At 60.1% G+C, this 22,208-nt stretch carries 16 protein-coding genes; 9 read left to right on the top strand and 7 right to left on the bottom strand.

All coding sequences use genetic code 11. The annotated features are described in order from the left end of the window. The first annotated feature begins 26 nt into the window (after positions 1-26). The 5 genes from topA (at position 27) to PY793_RS00800 (ending at position 8,280) form a co-directional block, all read left to right on the top strand. Positions 27-2,768: a type I DNA topoisomerase gene (gene topA, locus PY793_RS00820; protein ID WP_275176239.1), complete on the top strand. Its 2,742-nt coding sequence runs from the start codon at positions 27-29 to the stop codon at positions 2,766-2,768. Between the two features lie 3 nt (positions 2,769-2,771). Further along, positions 2,772-4,826 (top strand): ribonuclease R, encoded by a 2,055-nt coding sequence (locus tag PY793_RS00815; protein ID WP_275176238.1) that lies wholly within the window; start codon positions 2,772-2,774, stop codon positions 4,824-4,826. Further along, positions 4,816-6,576, top strand: coding sequence for a S41 family peptidase (locus tag PY793_RS00810; protein WP_275176237.1), 1,761 nt, complete (start codon positions 4,816-4,818; stop codon positions 6,574-6,576). Before PY793_RS00815 ends, PY793_RS00810 begins: the two co-directional genes overlap by 11 nt. Then, positions 6,573-6,920, top strand: coding sequence for a DUF1491 family protein (locus tag PY793_RS00805; protein ID WP_275176236.1), 348 nt, complete (start codon positions 6,573-6,575; stop codon positions 6,918-6,920). Before PY793_RS00810 ends, PY793_RS00805 begins: the two co-directional genes overlap by 4 nt. Positions 6,921-7,050: 130 nt before the next feature. Next, positions 7,051-8,280: an OmpA family protein gene (locus PY793_RS00800; protein WP_275176235.1), complete on the top strand. Its 1,230-nt coding sequence runs from the start codon at positions 7,051-7,053 to the stop codon at positions 8,278-8,280. A gap of 92 nt (positions 8,281-8,372) precedes the next feature. On the opposite strand, the gene cysK is transcribed toward PY793_RS00800, so the two are convergent. After that, positions 8,373-9,359, bottom strand: a complete 987-nt coding sequence (cysK, locus tag PY793_RS00795; protein ID WP_275176233.1) for a cysteine synthase A — start codon at positions 9,357-9,359, stop codon at positions 8,373-8,375. A 153-nt stretch (positions 9,360-9,512) separates the two neighbouring features. Here cysK and PY793_RS00790 point away from each other — a divergent pair, with 153 nt between their 5' ends. Further along, positions 9,513-9,962 carry an RrF2 family transcriptional regulator gene (locus tag PY793_RS00790; protein WP_275176232.1) on the top strand — a complete coding sequence of 150 codons (450 nt, stop codon included), beginning with the start codon at positions 9,513-9,515 and terminating at the stop codon, positions 9,960-9,962. 86 nt (positions 9,963-10,048) lie between these two features. On the opposite strand, the gene PY793_RS00785 is transcribed toward PY793_RS00790, so the two are convergent. Beyond that, positions 10,049-10,588, bottom strand: coding sequence for an Ig-like domain-containing protein (locus PY793_RS00785; protein ID WP_275176231.1), 540 nt, complete (start codon positions 10,586-10,588; stop codon positions 10,049-10,051). 391 nt (positions 10,589-10,979) lie between these two features. On the opposite strand from PY793_RS00785, the gene PY793_RS00780 reads away from it, so the two are divergent. The 3 genes from PY793_RS00780 (at position 10,980) to PY793_RS00770 (ending at position 14,528) form a co-directional block, all read left to right on the top strand. Next, complete coding sequence (locus PY793_RS00780) at positions 10,980-11,498, top strand: hypothetical protein (RefSeq protein ID WP_275176230.1); 519 nt, start codon at positions 10,980-10,982, stop codon at positions 11,496-11,498. Positions 11,499-11,592: 94 nt separating this feature from the next. Continuing rightward, positions 11,593-13,617: a DNA topoisomerase IV subunit B gene (gene parE / locus PY793_RS00775; protein ID WP_275176229.1), complete on the top strand. Its 2,025-nt coding sequence runs from the start codon at positions 11,593-11,595 to the stop codon at positions 13,615-13,617. Positions 13,618-13,628: 11 nt separating this feature from the next. Further along, a complete protein-coding gene (locus PY793_RS00770) occupies positions 13,629-14,528 on the top strand; it encodes an EamA family transporter (protein ID WP_275176228.1) in 900 nt (299 codons plus the stop codon). Positions 14,529-14,547: 19 nt separating this feature from the next. Here PY793_RS00770 and PY793_RS00765 read toward each other — a convergent pair whose 3' ends face one another. The 5 genes from PY793_RS00765 to ileS form a co-directional block, all read right to left on the bottom strand. Then, the gene (locus PY793_RS00765; RefSeq protein WP_275176227.1) at positions 14,548-16,068 is read right to left on the bottom strand and encodes a complex I subunit 4 family protein; all 1,521 of its coding nucleotides are present in this window, start codon (positions 16,066-16,068) and stop codon (positions 14,548-14,550) included. 116 nt (positions 16,069-16,184) lie between these two features. Next, complete coding sequence (mutL, locus tag PY793_RS00760) at positions 16,185-18,098, bottom strand: DNA mismatch repair endonuclease MutL (RefSeq protein WP_275176226.1); 1,914 nt, start codon at positions 18,096-18,098, stop codon at positions 16,185-16,187. A gap of 15 nt (positions 18,099-18,113) precedes the next feature. Further along, positions 18,114-18,635, bottom strand: a complete 522-nt coding sequence (locus PY793_RS00755; RefSeq protein WP_275176668.1) for a DUF3035 domain-containing protein — start codon at positions 18,633-18,635, stop codon at positions 18,114-18,116. 56 nt (positions 18,636-18,691) lie between these two features. After that, on the bottom strand, positions 18,692-19,189 hold the full coding sequence (lspA, locus tag PY793_RS00750) for a signal peptidase II (protein WP_275176225.1): 498 nt from the start codon (positions 19,187-19,189) through the stop codon (positions 18,692-18,694). Continuing rightward, positions 19,186-22,104: an isoleucine--tRNA ligase gene (gene ileS / locus PY793_RS00745; RefSeq protein ID WP_275176224.1), complete on the bottom strand. Its 2,919-nt coding sequence runs from the start codon at positions 22,102-22,104 to the stop codon at positions 19,186-19,188. Before ileS ends, lspA begins: the two co-directional genes overlap by 4 nt. Positions 22,105-22,208 lie beyond the last annotated feature (104 nt).

Here is a 22,208-nt window from a genome sequence, read left to right as displayed (position 1 = left end):
CTGCTTCCGGGCAGGTCGGAGAGAGTATGACTGACGTTGTTGTGGTCGAGAGCCCAGCCAAGGCTAAAACGATCAACAAATATCTGGGCGATGGCTACACGGTGCTTGCATCGTTTGGGCATGTGCGCGACCTCCCCCCCAAAGATGGGTCTGTCCTGCCAGATGACGGCTTTGCCATGAAGTGGCAGGCCGATGAACGCGGCACAAAGCAGGTTGCTGCCATTATCAAGGCGCTCAAGGGTGCAAAGCACCTCTACCTCGCCACTGACCCGGACCGGGAAGGGGAAGCCATTTCGTGGCATGTGCGCGCCATGCTGGAGGAGCGCAATGCGCTCAAAGGCGTGGATGTGCAGCGTGTCACGTTTAACGAAATTACCAAAAGCGCCATCAAGCACGCCATGGCCCACCCCCGTGAGCTTGATCTGCCGCTGATTGAGGCTTACCTGGCCCGCCGCGCGCTGGATTATCTGGTGGGCTTCACCCTCTCCCCCGTGCTGTGGCGCAAGCTGCCCGGCTCACGCAGTGCAGGCCGTGTGCAGTCCGTTGCCCTGCGCCTGATCTGCGAGCGTGAGGCGGAAATCGAGGTTTTCAAACCCCGGGAATACTGGAGTGTAACGGCATCGCTGCTCACACCGGGCAACGCGCCTTTTACCGCACGCCTGACGCATCTGAACGGCAAAAAACTCGACCAGTTTGACCTTGGCAATGCCGATCAGGCCGAAGCCGCCAGACGCGCGGTCGAAGCCGAGGAACTGAGTGTCCGCTCCATTGAGCGGCGCAAGGTGCGGCGCAACCCGCAGCCACCCTTTACCACATCCACCTTGCAGCAGGAGGCATCGCGCAAGCTGGGCATGAGTGCCCAGACCACCATGCGCACCGCCCAGCAGCTCTATGAAGGCATGGAACTGGGGGGCGAAACAGTCGGCCTGATCACCTATATGCGAACCGACGGCGTAACCATGGCGCAGGAAGCCGTCCACGCCATTCGCGGGCATATTGGCAACAAAATTGGCGCGGACTACGTACCCGCCCAGCCACGCCACTACACATCCAAGGCCAAAAACGCGCAGGAAGCGCATGAGGCCATTCGTCCCACGGATATTTCACGTACCCCCGAATCCATGGCGCGCTACCTCAACAACGACCAGCGCCGCCTGTACGAACTGGTGTGGAAGCGTGCCGTAGCCAGCCAGATGGAATCGGCAACGCTGGACCAGGTGGCGGTAGATATTGCGGGGCCCTCCGCCCAGACCGTGCTGCGCGCCAATGGCTCGATCATTACCTTTGACGGCTTTCTCAAACTCTATCGCGAAGGCCGCGATGATACGGAAAAAGCTGCGGCGGATGATGACTCCCGCATGCTCCCACCCATGCATGAGCAAGACCCCCTCAAGCGTGAGGGCGTAGAGGCGGAACAGCACTTTACCCAGCCGCCGCCGCGCTATTCCGAGGCGTCTCTGGTCAAGAAAATGGAAGAGCTGGGCATTGGTCGGCCCTCCACCTATGCGTCCATCCTGAGCGTATTGCAGGACCGCAGTTACGTTCAGCTTGAAAACCGGCGCTTTGTACCCGAAGCCCGTGGGCGGCTGGTGACGGCGTTCCTTGTCTCCTTCTTCGAACGGTATGTGGACACGGGCTTTACGGCCAGTCTGGAAGAACTGCTGGACGATATTTCGGACGGGCAGGCCCAGTGGAAGGAAGTTCTGGCCTCCTTCTGGCATGATTTTTCCAAGGCAGTGGGCGACACCAGAGAACTGACCATTACCGATGTGCTGAACGCATTGGACAAGGACCTTGGCCCCTTCTTTTTCCCCCCCCGTGCGGATGGCTCGGACCCCAGGCAGTGCGCGGCGTGCGGTGCGGGACGGCTCGGCCTTAAACTGGGGCGTTATGGGGCGTTCATTGGTTGCTCCAATTACCCTGAGTGTCAGTTTACCCGTAGGCTGACAGCCGAAAGTGCTGAAGATGGTGATGGCAGCAGCACGCTCAAGGACGGCATGCGCCTGCTGGGCCAGCACCCGCAAACCAGCGAGGACATTACGGTGCGTCAGGGGCCGTGGGGCCTGTATGTGCAGCAAGGTGAACCAGACCCGGCGGACAAAAAAGCCAAGCCTCGCCGCGCATCCCTGCCAAAAGGCATGGAAGGTGCCAGCATAACACTGGATCAGGCCGTTGGCCTGCTCTCCCTCCCCCGCCTTGTGGGCCTGCACCCTGAAACGGGTGAGCCCATAGAGGCCGGTCTGGGCCGGTTTGGGCCATACGTCAAAATGGGTGCGGTTTATGGCTCGCTCGACAAGGATGATGACGTCCTGACCGTGGGGTTGAACCGGGCTGTGGATGCGCTAGCCAAAAAACTGGCCTCCATCCGCAATCTGGGCAACCACCCGAAGGATGGCGAACCGGTTATGGTGCGCAAGGGTCGATTTGGACCATACGCCCAGCACGGGCAGATGGTCGCCACCCTGCCACGCGGCACGGATATGGACGCGGTCACTCTGGACGAAGCCGTGGCCCTGCTGGCAGACAAGGGCAAGCCGCTCAAAGCCAAGGCCAAGGCCGGAGCCAAAAAAGCCCCAGCCAAGAAAAAAGCGGCTACAAAAACCACAGCAGCCAAGACGGCCACCAAAACCCCGGCAAAAACAGCTGCAAAGAGTGCGCCCAAAACCACAAAGACCAAAGCCGCCGCCACACCAGAGGGCGAAGCCGCACCCGCCAAGCCCAAGACCCGCAAGGCCCCGACCACAATGCGCAAAAAAAAGGCTGAATAACCCATGTCTGGCAGGTCTGAAGTTGCTGCCCTTCCTTCCAGTGCAGCACTTCGGGCCTTCCTGCTTGACGGGGTGACCCCTGTTGGGCTGAGCGACATTTTGCGCGCATTCGACCGCCCGATCCGTGACAAGGCACGCCTGAAGGCTCTGCTACACACCATGGCTCTGGATGGCGGCCTGCTGGACCTGCCCGCAGGACGCCTGAAGGCCTCCATCGGGCTGCCAGAAACCGCACGGGCGCGTATAACCCATATCCGCCCCGATGGTACCCCTTGCGGCATACTGGCCGATGACCCCGCGGCAACACCTGTTGTTCTCAATACCCGCGCCCCCAACCTGCACCTCCCCTTGCCCGGCGACATGGTTCTGGTCCGTCTGCGCCCCACCTGCGGCTCCTGCCGCAGAGAAGCCCGCGCCGAACATATTCTGGTGCGAACGGGGGGGAGCCTCGCCTTTTCCCGCGCTCTTGGGGATGATGGCGCGCCTGTGGAACGGTTATGGGCCTGCAACCCGCAGATTGCGGGCACGTTCGCTCTTGCCACACCAGAGCGGCATACCCTGCCAGAACCGGGGGAGGTCGTTCTGGCCACCTTGCGCACCATGCCAGATGGTACATTGGGCGTAGACACCCCCATCCCCCACGGCCGGGCAGAGACCGCAGGCATGGCCAGCGCACTCAGCCTGCTGACACATGCCATTCCCACCCGGTTTTCCGCCGCAGCGGAGCAGGAAGGCGCGCGCATGGCCGAACAGGCTGCAGCCCTGCACAACCAGCCCGCCCCCGCAGGCCGCCACGACCTGCGCGCCCTCCCTCTGATTACGCTCGATGATGAAACCGCACAGGATTATGACGACGCCATATGGGCAGAACCGACCGATACGGGTTTCCATCTTGTAATCGCCATTGCCGATGTCTGCCACTACGTGCCTGCCGGTTCGGCACTGGATGAAGAGGCGCGCACACGGGGCACCTCCATTTATCTGCCCGGCCAAACCATACCCATGCTGCCACTGGACCTGTCGGCCAATGCGTGCTCGCTCCTGCCCGGGCAGGACCGGCTCTGCCTGTTTGCCGATATTCTTATAACCCATGACGGCCATATGCAGGATGGAACGATCAGGCGCGGCATCCTGCGTAGTGCAGCACGGCTGAGCTACCGCGATGCGCAGGATGCGCTGGACGGCAAAATTCTGCCTCCCGCACACCCCATACACACCCTGCCCGCGACATTGCTGCAAACCCTTATGGCCGCGAGCATCACGCTCGATAAGGCTGCAACCAAACGCAACGCCATGCGTCTGGAGGAGGATGCCTGGACCATCACCTTCCGCCCCGACGGGCAGCCTGCTGCCTTTTTACCGCGCGAACGCCTTGCAACCCATGATCTGGTCGCCAGCTTCATGATCGCGGCAAACACGCTTGCCGCCCGGATTGCGCACGAAAACCAGCTTGCCGTCCCGTTTCGGGTGCACCCCGCCCCCACGGCCACACAGCCACGCCCCACAGCGCGTTATAGCGCCATAGCTGGCCGCCATAATGGCCTTGACCTGCCGTTCTACACCCACTTTACCAGCCCCATCCGGCGCTATGCCGACCTGCTGGCGCACCGGGTTCTCAGTGCATGGTGTGTGGAGCAGAACACCCCCGCAAAAACAACTCCATCTGTGGCCTGCGCGCCACCATGGGAGCAGGATTACTCTTTGGTATCGCACCTTAATTTTACCGAGCGCCGGGCCGGGAAAAGCGTTCAGGACTGCCAGAATCGGCTGGCAGCGGCCTTTCTGGTTCCCGATATAGGGCAAAACGTGAACATCCATGTCATCACAACAACACGGCATGGCCTTTACGTGCGATTGACGAAAACAGGAACTCCGTCTTTGCTGCCCAAGTCTGCTTTTCCGGATTGCGTAAGGATGAATGACGACTCGCCGTACGGTGGCATTGCCGCCCGCTACACGCCCCTTATCCAGAGCGGGGCGCTGCCTGTGGCAGTTCTGCTGGCAACCTGCCCGGCGCGTGGCGTGTCCGTACTGGCGTCCCATACTCATGCGCGCTGAACTTCCCTTCCGCTGTTATGTCCGGGCCATAGTGCAGCACCAACTGCTCCTGCCCGGTGTCGTGCTGGCCATTCTGCTGCTGTGCCAGCCTGCCACGCTGCATGCCCAAAGCAGCGGCGGCGGGCCTGTGCCCAGCCCACCACCGGCAACGCCCCAGCCCGCAACTCCCAGCGCGCCTGCGGCTGCGGAGGCGCCCGCAGGGCCAGCGGCCGCCAGCCCGGCACCGGCTCCACCACCCCAGCCCGATGCGCCTGCCTCCCCACCGCCCCCTGCGGTGGACATGCAGCTCGTACATTCGGTTATTGCCACCGCACTGGAGTTTCTGGGCCCCCGTACGCTTGACCCCCATAGCAGCCGGGATTTTACCCTGTGGGGGCTGGGTTGCCTGACGGCGCTGGACCCTGCGCTCACCTTCGATTCCCGGGGGGCGAACATCCAGCTCCTTGCTGGTCCGCAGCCCCTGCTCTCCCGCCCGGCCCCACCGGCGGACAACGTGGATGACTGGGCCAAACTGGCCACCGATTTTCTGGAAGCCGCCCGCGCGCATTCCGCCGCTGTACGTTCAGCCGAGCAGGATGATCTGTTGCAGGCCTTTTTTGATGAACTGTTCAATCATCTGGACCCCTATTCCCGCTACATAGGGCCATCCTCGGCCAGTACCGACCGTGAGACCCGTACAGGCGGGGAAGCCGATGCAGGCATTACGCTGGCCCAGAACGGGCGGCATATTGTTGTATCCGCCATCAATGCAAACGGCCCGGCCTGGACCTCCGAGATTGATACGGGGGACCGGATTATAGCCGTTAACGGCCAGTTAACCGCCGGGCAATCCGTTGCAGCCGTTACGGACTGGATTCGTGGACCAGAAGACAGCGCCCTAGTGCTGCGCCTGCTCTCCCCCGGGCGGCGGCGCACGCATACGGTAACGCTGCGCCGCTCCAAAGTGCCGCCAGAAACCGTATTCGCCTTTGCCAGCGGCCCTATTGTGGTGCTCCGCGTAACCGCTTTTTCCTCCGACACGGCGGAAGAGATGAGCCAGTATCTGGACCAGGCCACACAGGACAAGAACCTGCGTGGCCTGATTATTGACCTGCGCGGCAACCGCGGAGGTGTGCTGCAACAGGCCGTAACCGCCGCGGCCTTGCTGCTTGACCACGGCGTAGCCGCCGTAACCAGCGGGCGTGACCCGCAATCCAACCATATCTGGGCCGTGCAGGGTGGAGACATGACCAACGGCCTGCCCATTGCCGTTCTGGTGGATGGACGCACCGCCAGCGCAGCGGAAATTCTGGCGGCAGCTCTGGCCGACCACCGGCGCGCCGTGGTGATCGGCAGCGCAACTCTGGGCAAGGGACTGGTACAGACCGTGGCGCAGCTCCCCGACGAAGGCGAGCTGTTTGTAACGTGGAGCCGGGTCATAGCCCCCCTGCACTGGCCGTTGCAGGGGCTGGGCGTTATGCCCCAGATATGCACCAGTCTGGGAGAGGCGGACACAAACCACGCACTCCACACGCTTGCCAGCGGCAAGCTGGCCAATCAGGCCGCTGTAACGGCGTCCCGCGCAGCCCGTTACCCGCTCGGTGTTCCCGATATTCTGGCCATTCGCAAGGCATGCCCCGCCGCACTGGGCAATGACCGCGACATCAGCGTTGCGCGTGATCTCATCAACCACCCGGCATGGTACAAAACCGCCGTAACCGCCATTCCTGATGATGCGGCCGCCGCCCCCCAGATTTCAGCCACACCATGAAGGATGACATCCCCCCCCGTCTGCGCACCGACCTTGTCGCCAGAGCACTCCTCCGTCAGTCCGGGCTGGATGGCCGCTCGGCCATGCTGCTGCGCAGGGGAGACCCGGACGCAGGTGGTATTCTGGTGATATTACTCGGCCGTAACGGAGAGGGCATGGTGCTCACCCAGACCCGCACACCTGCGGGAGAGGCCGCCTGGCTGCGTGGCACGGGCACAACACCCGTAGGCGCAGAACAGATTCAGGCCTATGTTGACCGACAACTCAAATATGACCCGGATCTATGGGTGCTGGAAGTTGAAACCGTGGACTTCAGCCCTCCGTTTGAAGCAATCCTGATCTGACAAGAAAGGTAGGTATTGTGGCTTAACCCACACGCCTGCGGTATTTATGACGCATAAAATCCATAAGTTTGGGAAAACTCTGGCTTCTGCCTGTTGCGTCATACACAACTTTACAGCAAAGAAGGCAGGCATGTGTGCCCTCGTACCATCCAACGCCATACGTGATGTATCGCACAACCTTTGCCACAGCAGGGAGAAGACCATGAAGCCGCGCCGTATACTGCTTGCGCAAACGCTGCTTTCTGCGCCGCTTGCGGCTGGCCTCCTGCTGTCCGCCGTTTCAGCGTATGCGCAGCCCGTTCAAGGCCTGTATATTGCCGGTGAAGGGGGCGGAACCCTCAATCAGGACCAGCGCGTCAAAAGCACGCCCAACTTCCCTGACGGTCGTGACCGCTGGAAGGCTGGCGCGGTTGGAATCGGCTCTGTGGGCTGGGGTCTTGGCAACGGTTTTCGTGTTGAGGTCGAAGGTAACTACCGCAGCATGGATTATAACCGTCTTGTGAACAGCAGCGTGACCACAAAAGGGGATGGCCGCCGCCAGACCTATGGCGTTATGGTCAATGCCCTGTTTGACCTTGATATCGGCAAACCGTGGCTCTTCCCTTATTTTGGGGCTGGCGTTGGCTACGGCTGGACCTCAACCACGGCATCGCTCGTGGGGCACAATGCCTCGGGTAGCACCATGCAGCGTATGGGTGGTACTTACGGGAATGCCACCTATCAGGGTATTTTTGGTCTGTCCTTTCCTGTTCCGTGGGTCGTTGGCCTGTCGGCCACGGCGGAATACCGGTTCTGGACCATGTTTGGCCCGCAATCCCATGGCGTGACCTCCACGGGGGATATCGGTGGTACACAAGCCGTTATTGGCGGAAGCACCACCTTTAACGGCACGCACAAGACGGTAACGGATTTCAACCATTCCATGATGCTGGGCCTGCGGTACGAGTTTAACCCCGCACCCCCGCCCCCTCCGCCCGTTGCCAACACTCCGGCTCCCGCCCCGCAGGCCGCGCGCAGCTACCTGATTTTCTTTGACTGGGATAAATCCAACCTGACAGACAGGGCACGTTCCATTGTGAGCGAAGCGGCACAGGCTGCAACCCATGTTGCCCTGACCCGTATTACCGTCTCGGGTTACACGGATAACTCCTCTGCCCATCCGGGACAGAAGGCAGGCGAAGAATACAACATGAAGCTCTCCATCCGCCGTGCAACGGTTGTTAAAGCCGAGTTGATGCGCGATGGCATTGCAGGCTCCACCATTGATATTCATGGTTATGGGGATGCGCACCCACTTGTGCAGACAGCCCCCAACACCAAGGAAGCCCAGAATCGCCGCGTGGAAATTATCTTCCGCTAACAGGCGGGTTTCTCCCCTGTCCCGGAAAAGCCCGCCTCAGATGAGGCGGGCTTTTTTATACCCCGGACAACATGATCTGGGCAGACAGATACTTACAACCCCGAGAACAGGGACGTAGAGAGGTAACGCTCGGCAAAAGAGGGCGCTATGACAACAATAGTCTTGCCTGCGTTTTCCTTTTTATGGGCCAGATGCAAAGCTGCATGCAGCGCGGCACCGGAGGAAATACCAACGGGAATGCCGTCAATACGTGCACATCGTCTGGCAGCCGCGATAGCCTCACGTTCAGAGACCGTCATAACCCCATCAAGCGATTTAAGGTGGAGCGTTGCCGGGCAAAAACCTGCGCCAATACCCTGAATACCATGAGGACCGGGTTCATCTCCGTTCAGGACAGCACTCTCGGCCGGTTCCACACCAAAAACCTGTATGCCCTTGCGCCGAGGTTTGAGCGATTCCGCTATCCCGGTTGCGGTCCCACCCGTGCCAACGCCGGCCACAACAATATCGACCTTACCTGCCGTATCCTCCCAGATTTCCTCCGCTGTGGTAGCGGCATGCACTGCGGGGTTTGCAGAGTTATCAAACTGGTCAGGCATCCAGGCATCGGGCGTTTCAGCCAGAATTTCGTTCGCCCGGGCAATGGCACCTGCCATGCCAAGGCGCGCGGGGGTCAGTTCCACCTGAGCATCCATCAGTCGCACCATGCGTCGCCGCTCTATGGAGGCTCCTTCAGGCATGGTTACAATCAACCTGTAACCCCGCGCCGCAGCCACACATGCCAAGGAAATACCCGTATTGCCAGATGTAGGTTCCACCAGCAGGGTCCGACCGGGTGTGATTTTACCCCTGCGTTCGGCATCAAGCACCATGGCTGTGCCGATTCTGTCCTTGACCGAGCCAAGCGGATTAAAAAATTCCAGCTTGAGTAGAATCCGGCTTGTCAGCTTGTCTTCGTGCATAATGCGCGGGAGGGCGACCAGAGGGGTTCCACCCACCACATTCAAAACCGAGTCGTAAACTCTCCCACGGGGCGCTGCAAAGCCGTAACCCTCGTTGTCGTGCGTTGTTGATGGCATTTGGTCCCTACCTCAACTGTTTATATGTTCAACTGTCTTATAATACGAATTTACAACGTAGATAAACAGCCATTCCCCTGCTATAAGCACCCAACACAGCAAGGCTGGCACCACACACGCCAGACCATAAGCCAAGCAGAAAGGACCTTGCGCATGATTCTTCGTCGTGACAGAGCAATGACCGCTGTTCTTATCATGCTGGACGTTGCTTTCCACGCAGGCCGCTCCAACGCGGTCAGTGCTGCCGATATTGCCGAACGTTCCGGCCTGGCCCGCCGAGGGATTGAACCACTGCTTCAGGCTCTCTCGCGCTCAGGGCTGCTGGAGAGCATCCGTGGCCCCCGTGGAGGCTACCGGCTGGGCCGCCCCCGGCGTGATGTCACTCTGGTCAGTATTATTGAAGCGCTTCTCAACGATGACCCCGAAGGGGGCGATGGCCCACAGGGCCCCCTCTTCCACAAGGTTATTGAACCCTGCTGGAGCGGATTTGACGTCATGCTGACAAAAGAGATGCGCCAGACCACGCTGGATGAACTGGTGCGTCAGGCCGAGGACGCAGGTCTTAAACGCCCGCAGAGCGAACCCATTACATTTTCCATCTGACCTTTGGGTGCAAGGTTCGTCCGCGCATAAAAAAGGCGGTGCTGCTTACGCGGCACCGCCTTTTTTGCAGACGTGCAAGCGTCCGCTCAGTTTTTGGTGGTTTTGGCAGGGCGCGCAGCCCGCTTTGTAACCGCCTTTTTTTCCGCAGCAACTGGCACGGGCGCCGTCACGGCGGGATGAGGGATGTACACACCCGTTGCATCAACCTGCGCGGTAACCGTCAGGCGGGTACGCTGCTGGCCGGGACCGGGGATAAGGATAACCGTAAACTGGTCCTGCCCCGCGTAGCCCTGCGTGGGCGTGTAGGTTACGTGCGTGTCGTTATCAAGCGTATACAGGAACGCCTTGCCGTGCTCGGGAGCAGGGGATGCTCCAAAGGACAGGTAAGGCTTGCCATCGGGCTGGGAGACCAGCACCTCGCACAGCCCGTCATCGGAGCGGACCGTCATGGTGGTGGAAAGCTGGCCGTCAGCCTCTTTCTTGATAGGGGTTGTGCTGCACACGGCAGATTTTTTGAGATACCCAAACGGATTGGGAGATCCGACATGGACAGGGCCCACGGTTGTCGCGCAGCCGGCAAGCATGCCAGCAGTTAGCGTCAGCCCGGCAATTCCTCGTAAGCGCACTCCACAGCTCCGCTTCATTCTTGTTAAATCAACCATAAACCCAGTGCGTTCCATTCTGGTTAAAGGGATAAGCCTTGCCTGCTGGGCTAACCTGCACAGCAGACCATAACGCCGCATGAGTCGCTCTTGCCTTTAAATCATCCCGCCGCAGGAAGGAAGAGGCACGACCCGCACCTTTTGACACTCCTGCCTCTCTGTTTACAGGCAGGTGCAGTAAAAACATTGTTTTGCCACACCACCGCATTAACGCGGCAGGGCAGTATACAGCCATGTATGCATAATCCTGCCATGAGCTTCCATGGCAGGAAATGACGGTATGACAAATTAGGCCGTTTCTTTCCTGCCTGAATAGGCTATTGCGTTGTGCAGCATCTGTCGGAGGTCCTACCGTATGTTCCTTTCCCGTTTTTTTGCCGCGGGTGTTCTAGCCGCGGGCGTTCTGCATGGTTCCGTTACTTTTGCCGCCAGTCCGTGCGGCCACTCTCCAGCACATGAAGCCTTTAATGTGCAGGGCCTCAAAAGCGAGCTGATGGTAACCGCCCTCTCGTGCAGCGCGCAGGACCGTTACAACGCGTTTATCGCCAAGTTCCGCACCATTCTGCTGAACGAGGAAGACAAGCTGAACGGCTACTTCCGCTCCACCTACGGCCGTAGCGCGCAGCGTGAGCATGACGATTATATTACCCAGCTGGCCAACGTGCAGTCCGAGCGCGGGTTACAGTCAGGCACAATCTTCTGCCAGCAGCGTCTGGCCATGTTTGATGAAGTGAATGTTCTGGATAACGGGGAGGATCTCTCCAATTATTCCGATGCCAAGGATGTTACGCAGCCCGCATCGTTTGAAACATGTGCAGCCCCCGCCACCACACGCGCCCCAGTGCGCCGCCGGACCACACACAAGGCCGCATAATGACCCGCAGCCACAGGCAGCATACCGGGGTTCTGGCACCCGGGCTGCCTCTGGTGCTTGACGAATCAACGCCAAAGCGGGACAGACTTCCCGCATGAGCGATCTGTTTTCCGCCCCCCCGCCCCCCCGCAAGTCCGCCAGCGCCTCCGCCCGCTCCAACGCGCCGGATAATCAGGCGTATGACGCCAGCGCCATTGAGGTGCTTGAAGGGCTGGAGCCCGTACGCCGCAGGCCCGGCATGTATATTGGCGGAACAGACGAAGGTGCCCTGCACCATCTGGCCGCAGAAATTCTTGATAACTCGATGGATGAGGCCGTAGCAGGCCACGCCAACACCATTGACGTGCATCTGGCCCCCAATAACTGGCTGTCCGTGCGCGATAACGGCCGGGGTATTCCGGTTGACCCGCACCCCCGCTTTCCCGACCGTTCGGCGCTGGAAGTTATTCTGACCACGCTGCATGCGGGGGGGAAGTTTTCGGGCAAGGCTTACGCCACTTCCGGCGGGTTGCATGGTGTTGGCTCATCCGTGGTCAACGCCCTTTCCGCCCGTATGGATGTGGAAATCGCGCGCGACCGTACCTTGTGGCAACAATCCTACGAACGGGGCAAACCTGTAAGCGCACTGCAAAAAGCAGGGGCAGCCCCCAACCGGCGCGGTACCCAGATTACGTTCCAGCCCGACCCGGAAATTTTTGGCACACATGTTTTTGTGCCTTCACGCCTGTACAAACTCTGCCGCTCCAAGGCTTTCCTGTTCCGTGGCGTCACCATCCGCTGGTCATGCGACCCCTCCTTGCTCAGGGCGGGGGATGAAACGCCAGCAGAAGCTGTTCTGCACTTCCCCGGTGGTCTGGCCGATAGTCTGGCCGATGAGCTTGGCGCCGATGCTCCTCTACTCACCCCCTTCTGGTCGGGGGAAGCCCCCCTACCCCCGCAGGCGGACGGAACAGACAATGGCAAGGTAGAATGGGCCGTTGCCTTTTTGGAAAGTGGGGCGGCGTCCCTGGTCTCCTACTGTAACACCATTCCGACTCCACAAGGTGGCACGCATGAGACCGGGTTCCGTAACGCGCTGCTCAAGGGGCTGCGCGCATGGGGGGAGCAGCGCTCCATAAAAAAAGCGGCCAGCATTACAGCCGAAGACATATTGGGCATGATTGCCGCCCGCCTGTCGGCTTTTATTCGGGACCCACAGTTTCAGGGCCAGACCAAGGAAAAGCTGACCACGGCCGAAGCCAGCAAACTGCTGGAAACCGCCCTGCGTGACCGTTTTGACCACTGGCTGGCGCAGAACCCGCCACAGGCGGATTCACTGCTCAGCTTTGCTATTGACCGCGCAGAAGAGCGCCTGCGCCGCCGCGAATTAAAAGAGACGCCGCGCAAAAGTGCCACCCGCCGCCTGCGACTCCCCGGCAAGCTGACCGACTGCACCAAGGAACATGCTCCGGACACCGAAATTTTTCTGGTGGAAGGAGATTCGGCGGGCGGGTCCGCCAAACAGGCCCGCAACCGCGAAACGCAGGCCGTGCTCCCCCTGCGCGGCAAAATTCTGAACGTAGCGAGCGCAACCACCGAAAAACTGCGCGCCAATCAGGAACTGCGTGACCTGATAGAAGCACTGGGTTGCGGGTCGGGTGAACGGTTTGACCTGACCAGACTGCGCTATGGCCGCGTTATCATCATGACCGATGCGGACGTGGATGGCGCACATATTGCCTCCCTCCTCATGACATTTTTCTACCGCGAACTTCCCGAGCTCATTCGCAACGGGCACCTGTATCTGGCGCAGCCCCCGCTCTACCGCCTCACACAGGGCGCGCACAGCGTATACGCCATGGATGATGCGGACCGGGAACGCAAAATGGCGATCCTGACTAAAAAACGGGGCAAGATTGATGTCTCCCGCTTTAAAGGACTGGGGGAAATGCCCCCTGCAGACCTGAAGGAAACCACAATGGACCCACGCAGCCGTACCCTGCTGCGCGTGGTGTCCCCACCGGAAGACCGGCTTTCCACCCGTGAGCGGGTGGAAAGCCTGATGGGCCGCAAACCCGAACTCCGGTTTGCCTTTATTCAGGAACATGCCCGCTCGGTTGATGAATTGCTGGACATCTGACCAGGCAGCGCATGGGTAGACCCCCTTTTTCAGTCAGGGAGCGCCTGTCTGCTCTGCTACAGGTTGTAGGGGGCATGCTCTGCCTGCAATTCGGCTCCTCCTACGCCAAAATGCTGTTCCCCACTTTTGGGGCAGCGGGCATGGTGGGGCTGCGCACTTTTTTTGCCGCCATTATGCTCATGCTGTTCTTCCGTAGTTGGCATAGCCTGTCGCACAGGGTCCTTCTGCTGGTGCTGCCTTATGGGCTGTCGCTGACAGCCATGAACTATTTTTTCTATCTCTCCCTTGGCCACCTGCCTTTGGGCACGACCGTAGCGCTGGAATTTACCGGCCCTCTTGTGTTGTCCTTTATCCATACCCGCCGCTGGAGCGATGTCGTGTGGACCAGCCTGACCGTACTGGGGCTTGTCCTTCTGCTCCGCCCCGAATCAGCCGTACGACCAGACCCTGTGGGTATTCTGTTTGCCCTGCTCGCTGCTGTTTGCTGGGCGCTTTATATTATTTTTGCCCGCAATATTGCTGGCAAACTACCATCTGGTCAGGCGTGTTCGCTTGGCATGCTGTGTGGTGGAGCGGCAGTTTTTATACCCTGCACTGCTCCCGCATTGTGGGTAGGACTACATGTACCCTTTTTGCTGGGGCTGAGCGTTGTGGTCGCCCTATGCTCCTCTGCCCTGCCCTACACTCTGGAAATGCGTGCCATGCAAAAGCTCTCGGCCCGCGAATTTGGGGTCCTGTGTAGTCTGGAACCTGTTTCCGCAGCGCTGGCCGGAGCCGTATTGCTGCACGAGGTTCCATCCCCGCTGCGTTTATGCGGTATTTTTTGTGTGGTTCTGGCGTCCCTTGGCACTGTACTGATGCCACAAGGGAGCAACAACACAGTGCCAGACGGGCCTACCCTGCCGGAATAATCCGTATTCTGGCCTGCCGTTACCGGCTGGCCAGATGCAAAACCGTGTCATGAAGGCTCGAGGACGCTACATTAACCGTGTTCGCGTGCATGGCCTGCATAATCATGGGGTCAAAAATCCGGGTGAATGTACCTGGGTGTACCCCCATCCACAGCGTAACTACCGCCAGCGGCACCAGCACGGCGAGTTCTCCCACTGTCAGGTCACGCAAAAGGCCAACCGTGCCGCGCACGCTACCAAACAGAACCCGGCGGTACAGCGAGAGCATGTAAACCGCACCCAGAATCATAGTGCCACCCGCCAGCAGCGCCACCCAGATGGAAACGTGAACAGCCCCCATAAGGACCAACAGTTCGCCCACAAAAGCCCCCGTGCCGGGAAGGCCTACATTGGCCATGGTGAACAGCATGGCCAGCAGGGCCAGAACAGGCATCTGCCGGGCAACACCGCCCAGAGCATCAATATCGCGCGTTTCCGCCCGCCATGCCACCGCCGCCACACAAAAGAACAGGGCTGCAATAACCACACCATGCGAAAGCATCTGGAAGATGGCGCCGTCTATCCCTTCCGCCGTAAGGGTAAACAGACCAACCGCGATCATGCCCATATGGGAGAAAGAGGAGTAGGCGATAAGCCGCTTCATGTCCGTCTGGGCGAAGGCCACAAAAGCTGCGTACAGAATAGCCACCACGCCAAGAGCAAGTACATAGGGTGCAAACTGGCGCACGGCATCGGGGAACATCAGCACCCCAAAACGTAGCAGCCCGTAAGCGCCTGTTTTGGACAACACCGCCGAAAGCATGGCTGAAGCCGGTGTGGGGGCTTCCGTATAGGCATCAGGCAGCCAGGCATGAAGCGGGAAAAGAGGAAGCTTGACGCCAAAAGCCAGCAGAAATGCCAGCAGCAGCCAGCCCTGAAGGGAATGCGAAAAACCGGCATGCATAAGGGCTGGAATATCCGTCGTGCCCGCATGCAGCCACATGCTGATCAGCCCGACCAGCATGAACAGCGAACCACCAAAGGTAAACAGGAAGAACTGAAGGGACGCCCAGACCCGCTTTGCTCCGCCCCATATACCAATCATCAGGCAGCCCGGAATAAGCGTTGCTTCGTAAAAAACGTAGAACAGCACCAGATCCTGCGCAGAAAACAGGCCAAACAGAGCCGTTTCCAGCAGCAGCATGGCGGCAACAAAGTCCCGCCCCTGTGTTTGCACGCTCCGCCAGCCCGCCCCAAGCGCCAGTGGCGTCAGAAAAGCGGTGAGCAGGATAAAGACCAGACTGATCCCATCCACCCCGGTATGGTACGAAATACCATAATCGCTCAGCCAGTTTAGCCGGGTTTCAAATTGCAGGCCGGGCTGGCTGGGATCAAAACCGACCCACATCAGCACACTCAGCCCAAACGTGAGGAGCGTAGTCCACAACCCCAGCCAGCGCGCTGTGCGGTCCCGCTCCGGTCCCTGACCGGGGCAAAGAAAGGCCGCAACCGCGCCTGCAAGAGGAAGATAGGTTATCAGCGAAAGCAGGATTGGCTGCACGGCTCAACACCATCCGGGTTTAATGACACTTTTTTAAGACTGCGCCTTTTTAGCACATGAGGCCAGCATAGGGCTGTTCACGTTCCGCCGATCAGCCATTCAGGAACGGTGGGTGGCTAACGACGACCAAACAATTTTTCGAGATCATTGCGACTGAGCTTAAGCCATGTTGGCCGCCCGTGCGAGCACGTCCCTGCGCGGGGTGTTGCCTCCATCTGCCTCAGCAGGGCATTCATTTCCTCCGGCGCCAGCCGCCTGCCCGCCCGAATACTGCCATGGCAGGCCATGCGCGCAATTACCGCATCCAGCTTGCCGTCAAGAGATGCCATTTCGTCAGGAGCGCCGTTGTCATCAGCCTCCAGCTCATCGGCCAGATCACGCAGCAGGCTGGCAGCATCACTTTTACCCAGCATGGCAGGCAATGCACGCACCAGAATGGACCCGCCACCAAACTCTTCTATTTCCACCCCGAGTCTTTCCAGCATGGGCTGGCGGGCCAGCAGCAGGTCCTGCTGTACGCGGGGAAGCTCCACCACATCGGGCACAAGCAGGCGCTGGGCTTGCACATGCCCGCTCAGATACTGCTCGCGCAGCCGTTCATGCGTCAGCCGTTCATGGGCGGCATGCTGGTCAACCAGCACCAGAGACCCATCCGCCGCAACAGCCAGAATATACGTATCCAGCACCTGCGCGACAGCAGCCCCCAGCGGGTGGTCCAACGGGGGGGGCATGCCCGCGCCGCCTGTTCTTTCTGCCGCAGCACCGGCCTGCACGGCCTCTGGTCCTGCCCCGGTCCGGGTCGCAGTAAACGCCGTGGGCAGGGTACGGGCCGAAGGAGTATCCCCGAACATCAGGCGTGGTTCGGCCATACCAGAGCTTTGCGTTGCAGCAGGGTAAGCTGGAGCGGGCTGCATAGCTGCCTGCCCCTGCTCTGGCGGATACCATATCCGGCTTGCCCGTGGTGCGGAAGACAGCACCGGGCGCACGCCCGCAACACCGGCCCCATGCTCCAACGCACGCTGGAGCGTGCCGATAACCAGTGAGCGTACGGCGGCTTCATCCGCAAAGCGCAGTTCGGTTTTGGCAGGATGTACGTTTACATCCACCTGCTCAGGCGGCACGTTGAGCATAAGAGCCACAACCGGATGGCGGCCGGGCTCTATAACCCGGCGGTAAGCCACCCGTACTGCGGTTTTAAGCACCGGGTCCACCACAGGTCGGCCATTAACCAGCATGAACTGCCCATTAGCCGTGGACCGATGAACCGATGGCGGGCAGATAAAACCGCCCAGCGTCATACCCTCACGCGCGCCTTCTATGTTCAAAAATCCATCAGCCTCGCTCGCGTCCAGCAGGGCGGCTGCACGGGTGGCCATATCCTGAGCAGGCAGGTCCAGCACTTCGCGCCCGTCAAGCACAAAGCGGACGGCCGTCTGGGGCACGGCCAGAGCCAGACGGCGCACCACGCTTTCCACATGCCGACCTTCCACACGGGCGCTTTTGAGAAATTTGCGGCGTGCGGGAGTGGCAAAAAACAGGTCTTCGACCACAACGCTGGTGCCATAAGCTCCGGCAACCGGTTCGGGCGGGTAGGTTCTACCCCCCTCCACCCGAATACGCCATGCGCCACTTTCGCCCCTGAGGCGGGAGGTAATGCTCAACCGCGCAGCAGCCCCGATGGACGGCAGCGCCTCCCCCCGGAAGCCAAGGGTGTTGATATGCACCAGAGTCTCGTCCCCCAGCTTGGAGGTACAATGCCGCTCAACCGCAAGAACCAGATCATCGGAGGACATGCCAACCCCGTCATCCGTAACAATCATGCGCTCCACCCCGCCCCCATCAAGCGAGATGTCCAGCCGACGCGCTCCGGCGTCTATGGCATTTTCTATCAGTTCTTTTACGGCAGCAGCTGGGCGTTCGATCACCTCGCCTGCGGCAATACGATTGACAATAACTTCAGGCAGCCGCCGTACATGCGGGCGATCAGGCATAACCTCTGGCGTGGCTGCCTGCCCCGGCTGGCCTGACATGGTCAGACCCGCACCTTACTGTTTTTTGGAGTGCTGGGTTGGGGTAACACCCTTGGTAGGCGGCAGGCCAAGGGCGGCATTGGTTTTGAGCCTGCGGTTTTCTTCATCCGCATTCACCACACCTCCGGCTTTGCCACCTTTCCAGAACATCAGCTGCTCCACAAAACCTGCCCCGGCAGCACCAAGCTCGCCCTGATCGGGTTCGTCTGCTGCGGTGGAAGCTTCGTTGACCAGAATGGTCTGGCCTTCGCTGGTGTCCCCGTTAGTGCCGCGCAGAGCCACATCAGGAGAGAGGGTTTCAAGCGCCTGAAGGCGTTCGCTCTCATCCCGCGTGCGTTCATCCCCTTTGCTGGGCTTAACCAGCGCCTCCGAAGGGGGCATGGACAGCGGTGAGCGGGTTGTCACCGTATATTCATCTGGCATGCTACGTTCCAGACCAAAGGCCTGAGCGGCCTCGTGCCCGGAGCAGCCGCTCAGCATCATGCAGCCGCCTACCAGCAGCACCGGAGAAATCAGGGTCGAAACACGGCGCACTATCATCTGCCTTCCACTCATCCTGAAAACCGCGCGCTCTGGCGCGGGCTGCCTAATGCCTAAGATGTCTGCTGCCTGTCAGACAGGAAATTCTGCAACAGCAATACGCATACTGCGCACACTATAGCGGAGTCAGCCACATTGAATACATACCAAGACCAACCGAATGCATGGGCATGCAAAAAATCCACCACGGCCCCGTAACGCACACGGTCAATCACGTTACCGATGGCGCCGCCGGTCACCGCACCCACACAGGCGGCTGTCACCTTGCTGGGGGTTCTGGCCATCCACACCAGCAGACAACACGCTACTACCATTGCCACAACGGAAAACACAATCCGCCCCGCACCACCCAGCCCGCCAAACATGCCAAATGTTACGGCGTGATTCCAGACCATGGTAAAGTTAAGGAATGGCAATACCCTGACGGAACCACGGGCTGGCAGATCCAGCTCGTATAAAATCCAGAACTTGCTCAGTTGATCCGCAGAAAGAACCAGCATCAGCACAAGCAGGCCAATACCTGCTGGCCGGAGCATGAACGGCTTTTTCATGCACCCTCCTGCGCGGATGTGCTGACAAAGCCGCTCTGGGCCACCACATCCGCACAACGTGGGCACACACCAGGATATGCCGGATTCGAACCGGTTTCTGGCAGAACCTTCCAGCAACGGGCGCATTTTTTACCCTCCGCCACCCGGACCACGGGAGCACCATGCAGGGTCCCCCCTTCATCCCCTTCCACATAAACGGAGGAGGATGTGGGGTCGATGACGACCTCCACATGGGAGACAATGGCCAGTTCACTCCAGTTTACGCCGGCAAAAATGCTGGCTTCCTCTTCCGACAACGTCAGCTCAACCTGTGCCTGCAACGAAGAGCCGATGGTGCCCGCACGGCGTGCGCCTTCGATCTCGGTCGTGATAATCCGGCGCACGGAGCGAATACGCGCCCAGCGTTCCTCCAGTGCCGTGTCGGTCCATTCCACCGGCAGTTCGGGGAAGGTCTGCTCGTGCACACTCGCCTGATCGCCAAAGCGAGCGGTCCATGCCTCTTCCGCGGTAAAGACCAGCACGGGGGCCAGCCATGTGCTCAGGCAACGGTGGAGCACATCCAGTACCGTGCGCACCGCGCGGCGCGTGATGGAGGATGGCGCATCGCAGTACAGCGCGTCCTTGCGGATATCGAAGTAGAAAGCCGAAAGGTCAGTTGTGCAAAAACCATGCAGGGCAGGGTAAACACCGACCCATTCATGCGTTTCCACCGCACGGGCTACCAGCCCACCCAGTTCGCTCAGGCGGTGTAAAACCCAGCGCTCCAGTTCGGGCAGTTCGGCATAGGGCAGCACTTCCGCATCCGTAAACCCGTCCAGCCCACCCAGCAACCAGCGCAGCGTGTTGCGCAGGCGGCGGTACAGTTCACCCTGCTGTTTAAGAATTTCCTTGCCAATCCGCAGGTCGTCATTGGTGTCGGAGTTCATGACCCACAGGCGCAGCACATCAGCGCCCATGCTGTCATTCACGTCCTGCGGGGCAATCACGTTGCCAAGAGACTTGGACATCTTGCGGCCCTGTTCGTCCAGAACAAAGCCGTTGGTTACCAACGCCCTGTAGGGCGAGACCCCCCGTGTACCCACACTTTCGAGCAGGGAGGACTGGAACCAGCCACGGTGCTGGTCCGAACCTTCCAGATACAGGTCTGCGGGAAAGCTCAGACCCGGACGCCCCAGAACAAAAGCATGGGTCGACCCACTTTCAAACCAGACATCCACGATGTCGAACACCTGTTCGTAATCATCGGGGTTGCGGCCTTCGCCCAGAAAACGGGCAGGCTCGGAGGTGTACCAGGCATCTGCCCCATCGGAGCGGAAGGCATCCACCACACGCTGCATAACGGCAGGGTCACGCAGCACCTCGCCTGTGCGTTTTTCCACGAACACGGCAATGGGCACGCCCCATGCACGCTGGCGGCTGATGCACCAGTCCGGGCGGGTGCGGATCATGGAAGTCAGGCGGTTACGGGCCTGTGCGGGCACAAAGGTTACGTTTTCCAACGCCTTGAGTGCGTTTTCACGCAGTGCGTTTTCCCCGTCCATGCGGATGAACCATTGCGGCGTGGCACGGTAGATGACCGGCGCGCGCGAACGCCATGAGTGGGGGTAGGAATGCACGATCTGCCCGCGCCCGACCAGCCCTGCGGGGGGAGTCCCCGCCGCGTTGGCCCGCTCCATCACACTTGCCAGCGCCGCACAGACCACATCTGCTGCCTTGAACACATGCACCCCGGCAAAACCGGGTACCCATGGGGCATACGTGCCATCATCCTGCACGGTTTCGGGCACATCCACACCATTGGCGCGGCAGAGCATGAAGTCGTCCTCACCATGCGCGGGCGCCTGATGCACAAGCCCGGTCCCCGCATCGGTGGTGACAAACTCACCGGCCAGCATCGGCACATCAAAATCATAGCCTGCGCCACGCAGCGGATGCGCACAGACCGCACCCGCCAGCGCACTGCCGGGCAGGGTATAGAGAATATGGTGCGCCGTCACATGCGCTTCCGTGCGGAAGGACTCTACAAGGGCTTCGGCTACCAGCACACGGGCGCCGGGTTCAAGCAGAGCGCCTTCGCCCGTTTCATCCACACGCAGGACCACGTACGTAATCTCCGGCCCATAAGCCAGAGCGCGGTTACCCGGAATGGTCCATGGCGTGGTGGTCCAGATAACCACGGATACATCCGCCAGCGCATGCGCGGGCGTGGGGTCCCTGACCACGGGAAACGCAACCAGAATGGTGGTGGAAGTGTGATCGTGATATTCGATTTCGGCTTCAGCCAGCGCAGTTTTTTCCACCGGGCTCCACATAACCGGGCGCAGGCCACGGTACAGCTTGCCATTCAGCAGAAAACGCCCGATTTCCTCCACAATGGCCGCCTCGGAAGAAAAATCCATAGTGGCGTAGCGGTTGCGCCATTCAGCCTGGACCCCCAGACGCTGGAACTCCTCCATCTGGATGTTCAGCCAGTTGCCCGCATAGCTGCGACATTCGGCACGGAACTCCAGCACCGGAACGGAATCCTTGTCCCGCTTGGCCTTGCGGTACTCTTCCTCCACTTTCCATTCAATTGGCAGACCGTGGCAGTCCCAGCCCGGCACGTAGCGCACCGCGTAACCCGCCATGCGGTGGGCACGGTTGATGACATCCTTGTTGATCTTGTTAAGCGCATGACCAATGTGCAGGTGCCCGTTGGCGTAGGGCGGGCCATCATGCAGGGTAAAGACAGGACGGCCTTCCGCCTGCTGCTTCAGCCGCTCATCCAGCCCGCTTTCACGCCATTTTTCAAGCCATTTAGGCTCCTGCTGGGGCAGGTTGCCACGCATGGGAAAAGAGGTCCGTGGCAGAAACACCGTATTGCGATACTGGTCGGCCAGGGTTGTCTTGTCGGGTTCGCTGCTCGATGAGGTCATGGGAGGCTGAGGTCACTTCGGTTCGGGTTCATGCCGTGCGGGCTTTTGGCCCCCACGCCACCTTGGGCATTACTGTCTTATCAAAAAGGAAAAGCGCAGGGTCA

The sequence above is a fragment of the Acetobacter fabarum genome, from assembly GCF_029069195.1.
Lineage (GTDB): Bacteria > Pseudomonadota > Alphaproteobacteria > Acetobacterales > Acetobacteraceae > Acetobacter > Acetobacter fabarum_A.
Note: the sequence above shows the minus strand (reverse complement) of the source record. Positions and strands in the feature narration are given on the sequence as shown.

Bases quoted from the DNA above. Each gene is read 5' to 3' on its own strand.
- topA (WP_275176239.1), top strand. From the start codon at position 27: ATGACTGACGTTGTTGTGGTCGAGAGCCCAGCCAAGGCTAAAACGATC.
- PY793_RS00815 (WP_275176238.1), top strand. From the start codon at position 2,772: ATGTCTGGCAGGTCTGAAGTTGCTGCCCTTCCTTCCAGTGCAGCACTT.
- PY793_RS00810 (WP_275176237.1), top strand. From the start codon at position 4,816: ATGCGCGCTGAACTTCCCTTCCGCTGTTATGTCCGGGCCATAGTGCAG.
- PY793_RS00805 (WP_275176236.1), top strand. From the start codon at position 6,573: ATGAAGGATGACATCCCCCCCCGTCTGCGCACCGACCTTGTCGCCAGA.
- PY793_RS00800 (WP_275176235.1), top strand. From the start codon at position 7,051: ATGTGTGCCCTCGTACCATCCAACGCCATACGTGATGTATCGCACAAC.
- cysK (WP_275176233.1), bottom strand. From the start codon at position 9,359: ATGCCATCAACAACGCACGACAACGAGGGTTACGGCTTTGCAGCGCCC.
- PY793_RS00790 (WP_275176232.1), top strand. From the start codon at position 9,513: ATGATTCTTCGTCGTGACAGAGCAATGACCGCTGTTCTTATCATGCTG.
- PY793_RS00780 (WP_275176230.1), top strand. From the start codon at position 10,980: ATGTTCCTTTCCCGTTTTTTTGCCGCGGGTGTTCTAGCCGCGGGCGTT.
- parE (WP_275176229.1), top strand. From the start codon at position 11,593: ATGAGCGATCTGTTTTCCGCCCCCCCGCCCCCCCGCAAGTCCGCCAGC.
- PY793_RS00770 (WP_275176228.1), top strand. From the start codon at position 13,629: ATGGGTAGACCCCCTTTTTCAGTCAGGGAGCGCCTGTCTGCTCTGCTA.
- mutL (WP_275176226.1), bottom strand. From the start codon at position 18,098: ATGTCAGGCCAGCCGGGGCAGGCAGCCACGCCAGAGGTTATGCCTGAT.
- lspA (WP_275176225.1), bottom strand. From the start codon at position 19,189: ATGAAAAAGCCGTTCATGCTCCGGCCAGCAGGTATTGGCCTGCTTGTG.
- ileS (WP_275176224.1), bottom strand. From the start codon at position 22,104: ATGACCTCATCGAGCAGCGAACCCGACAAGACAACCCTGGCCGACCAG.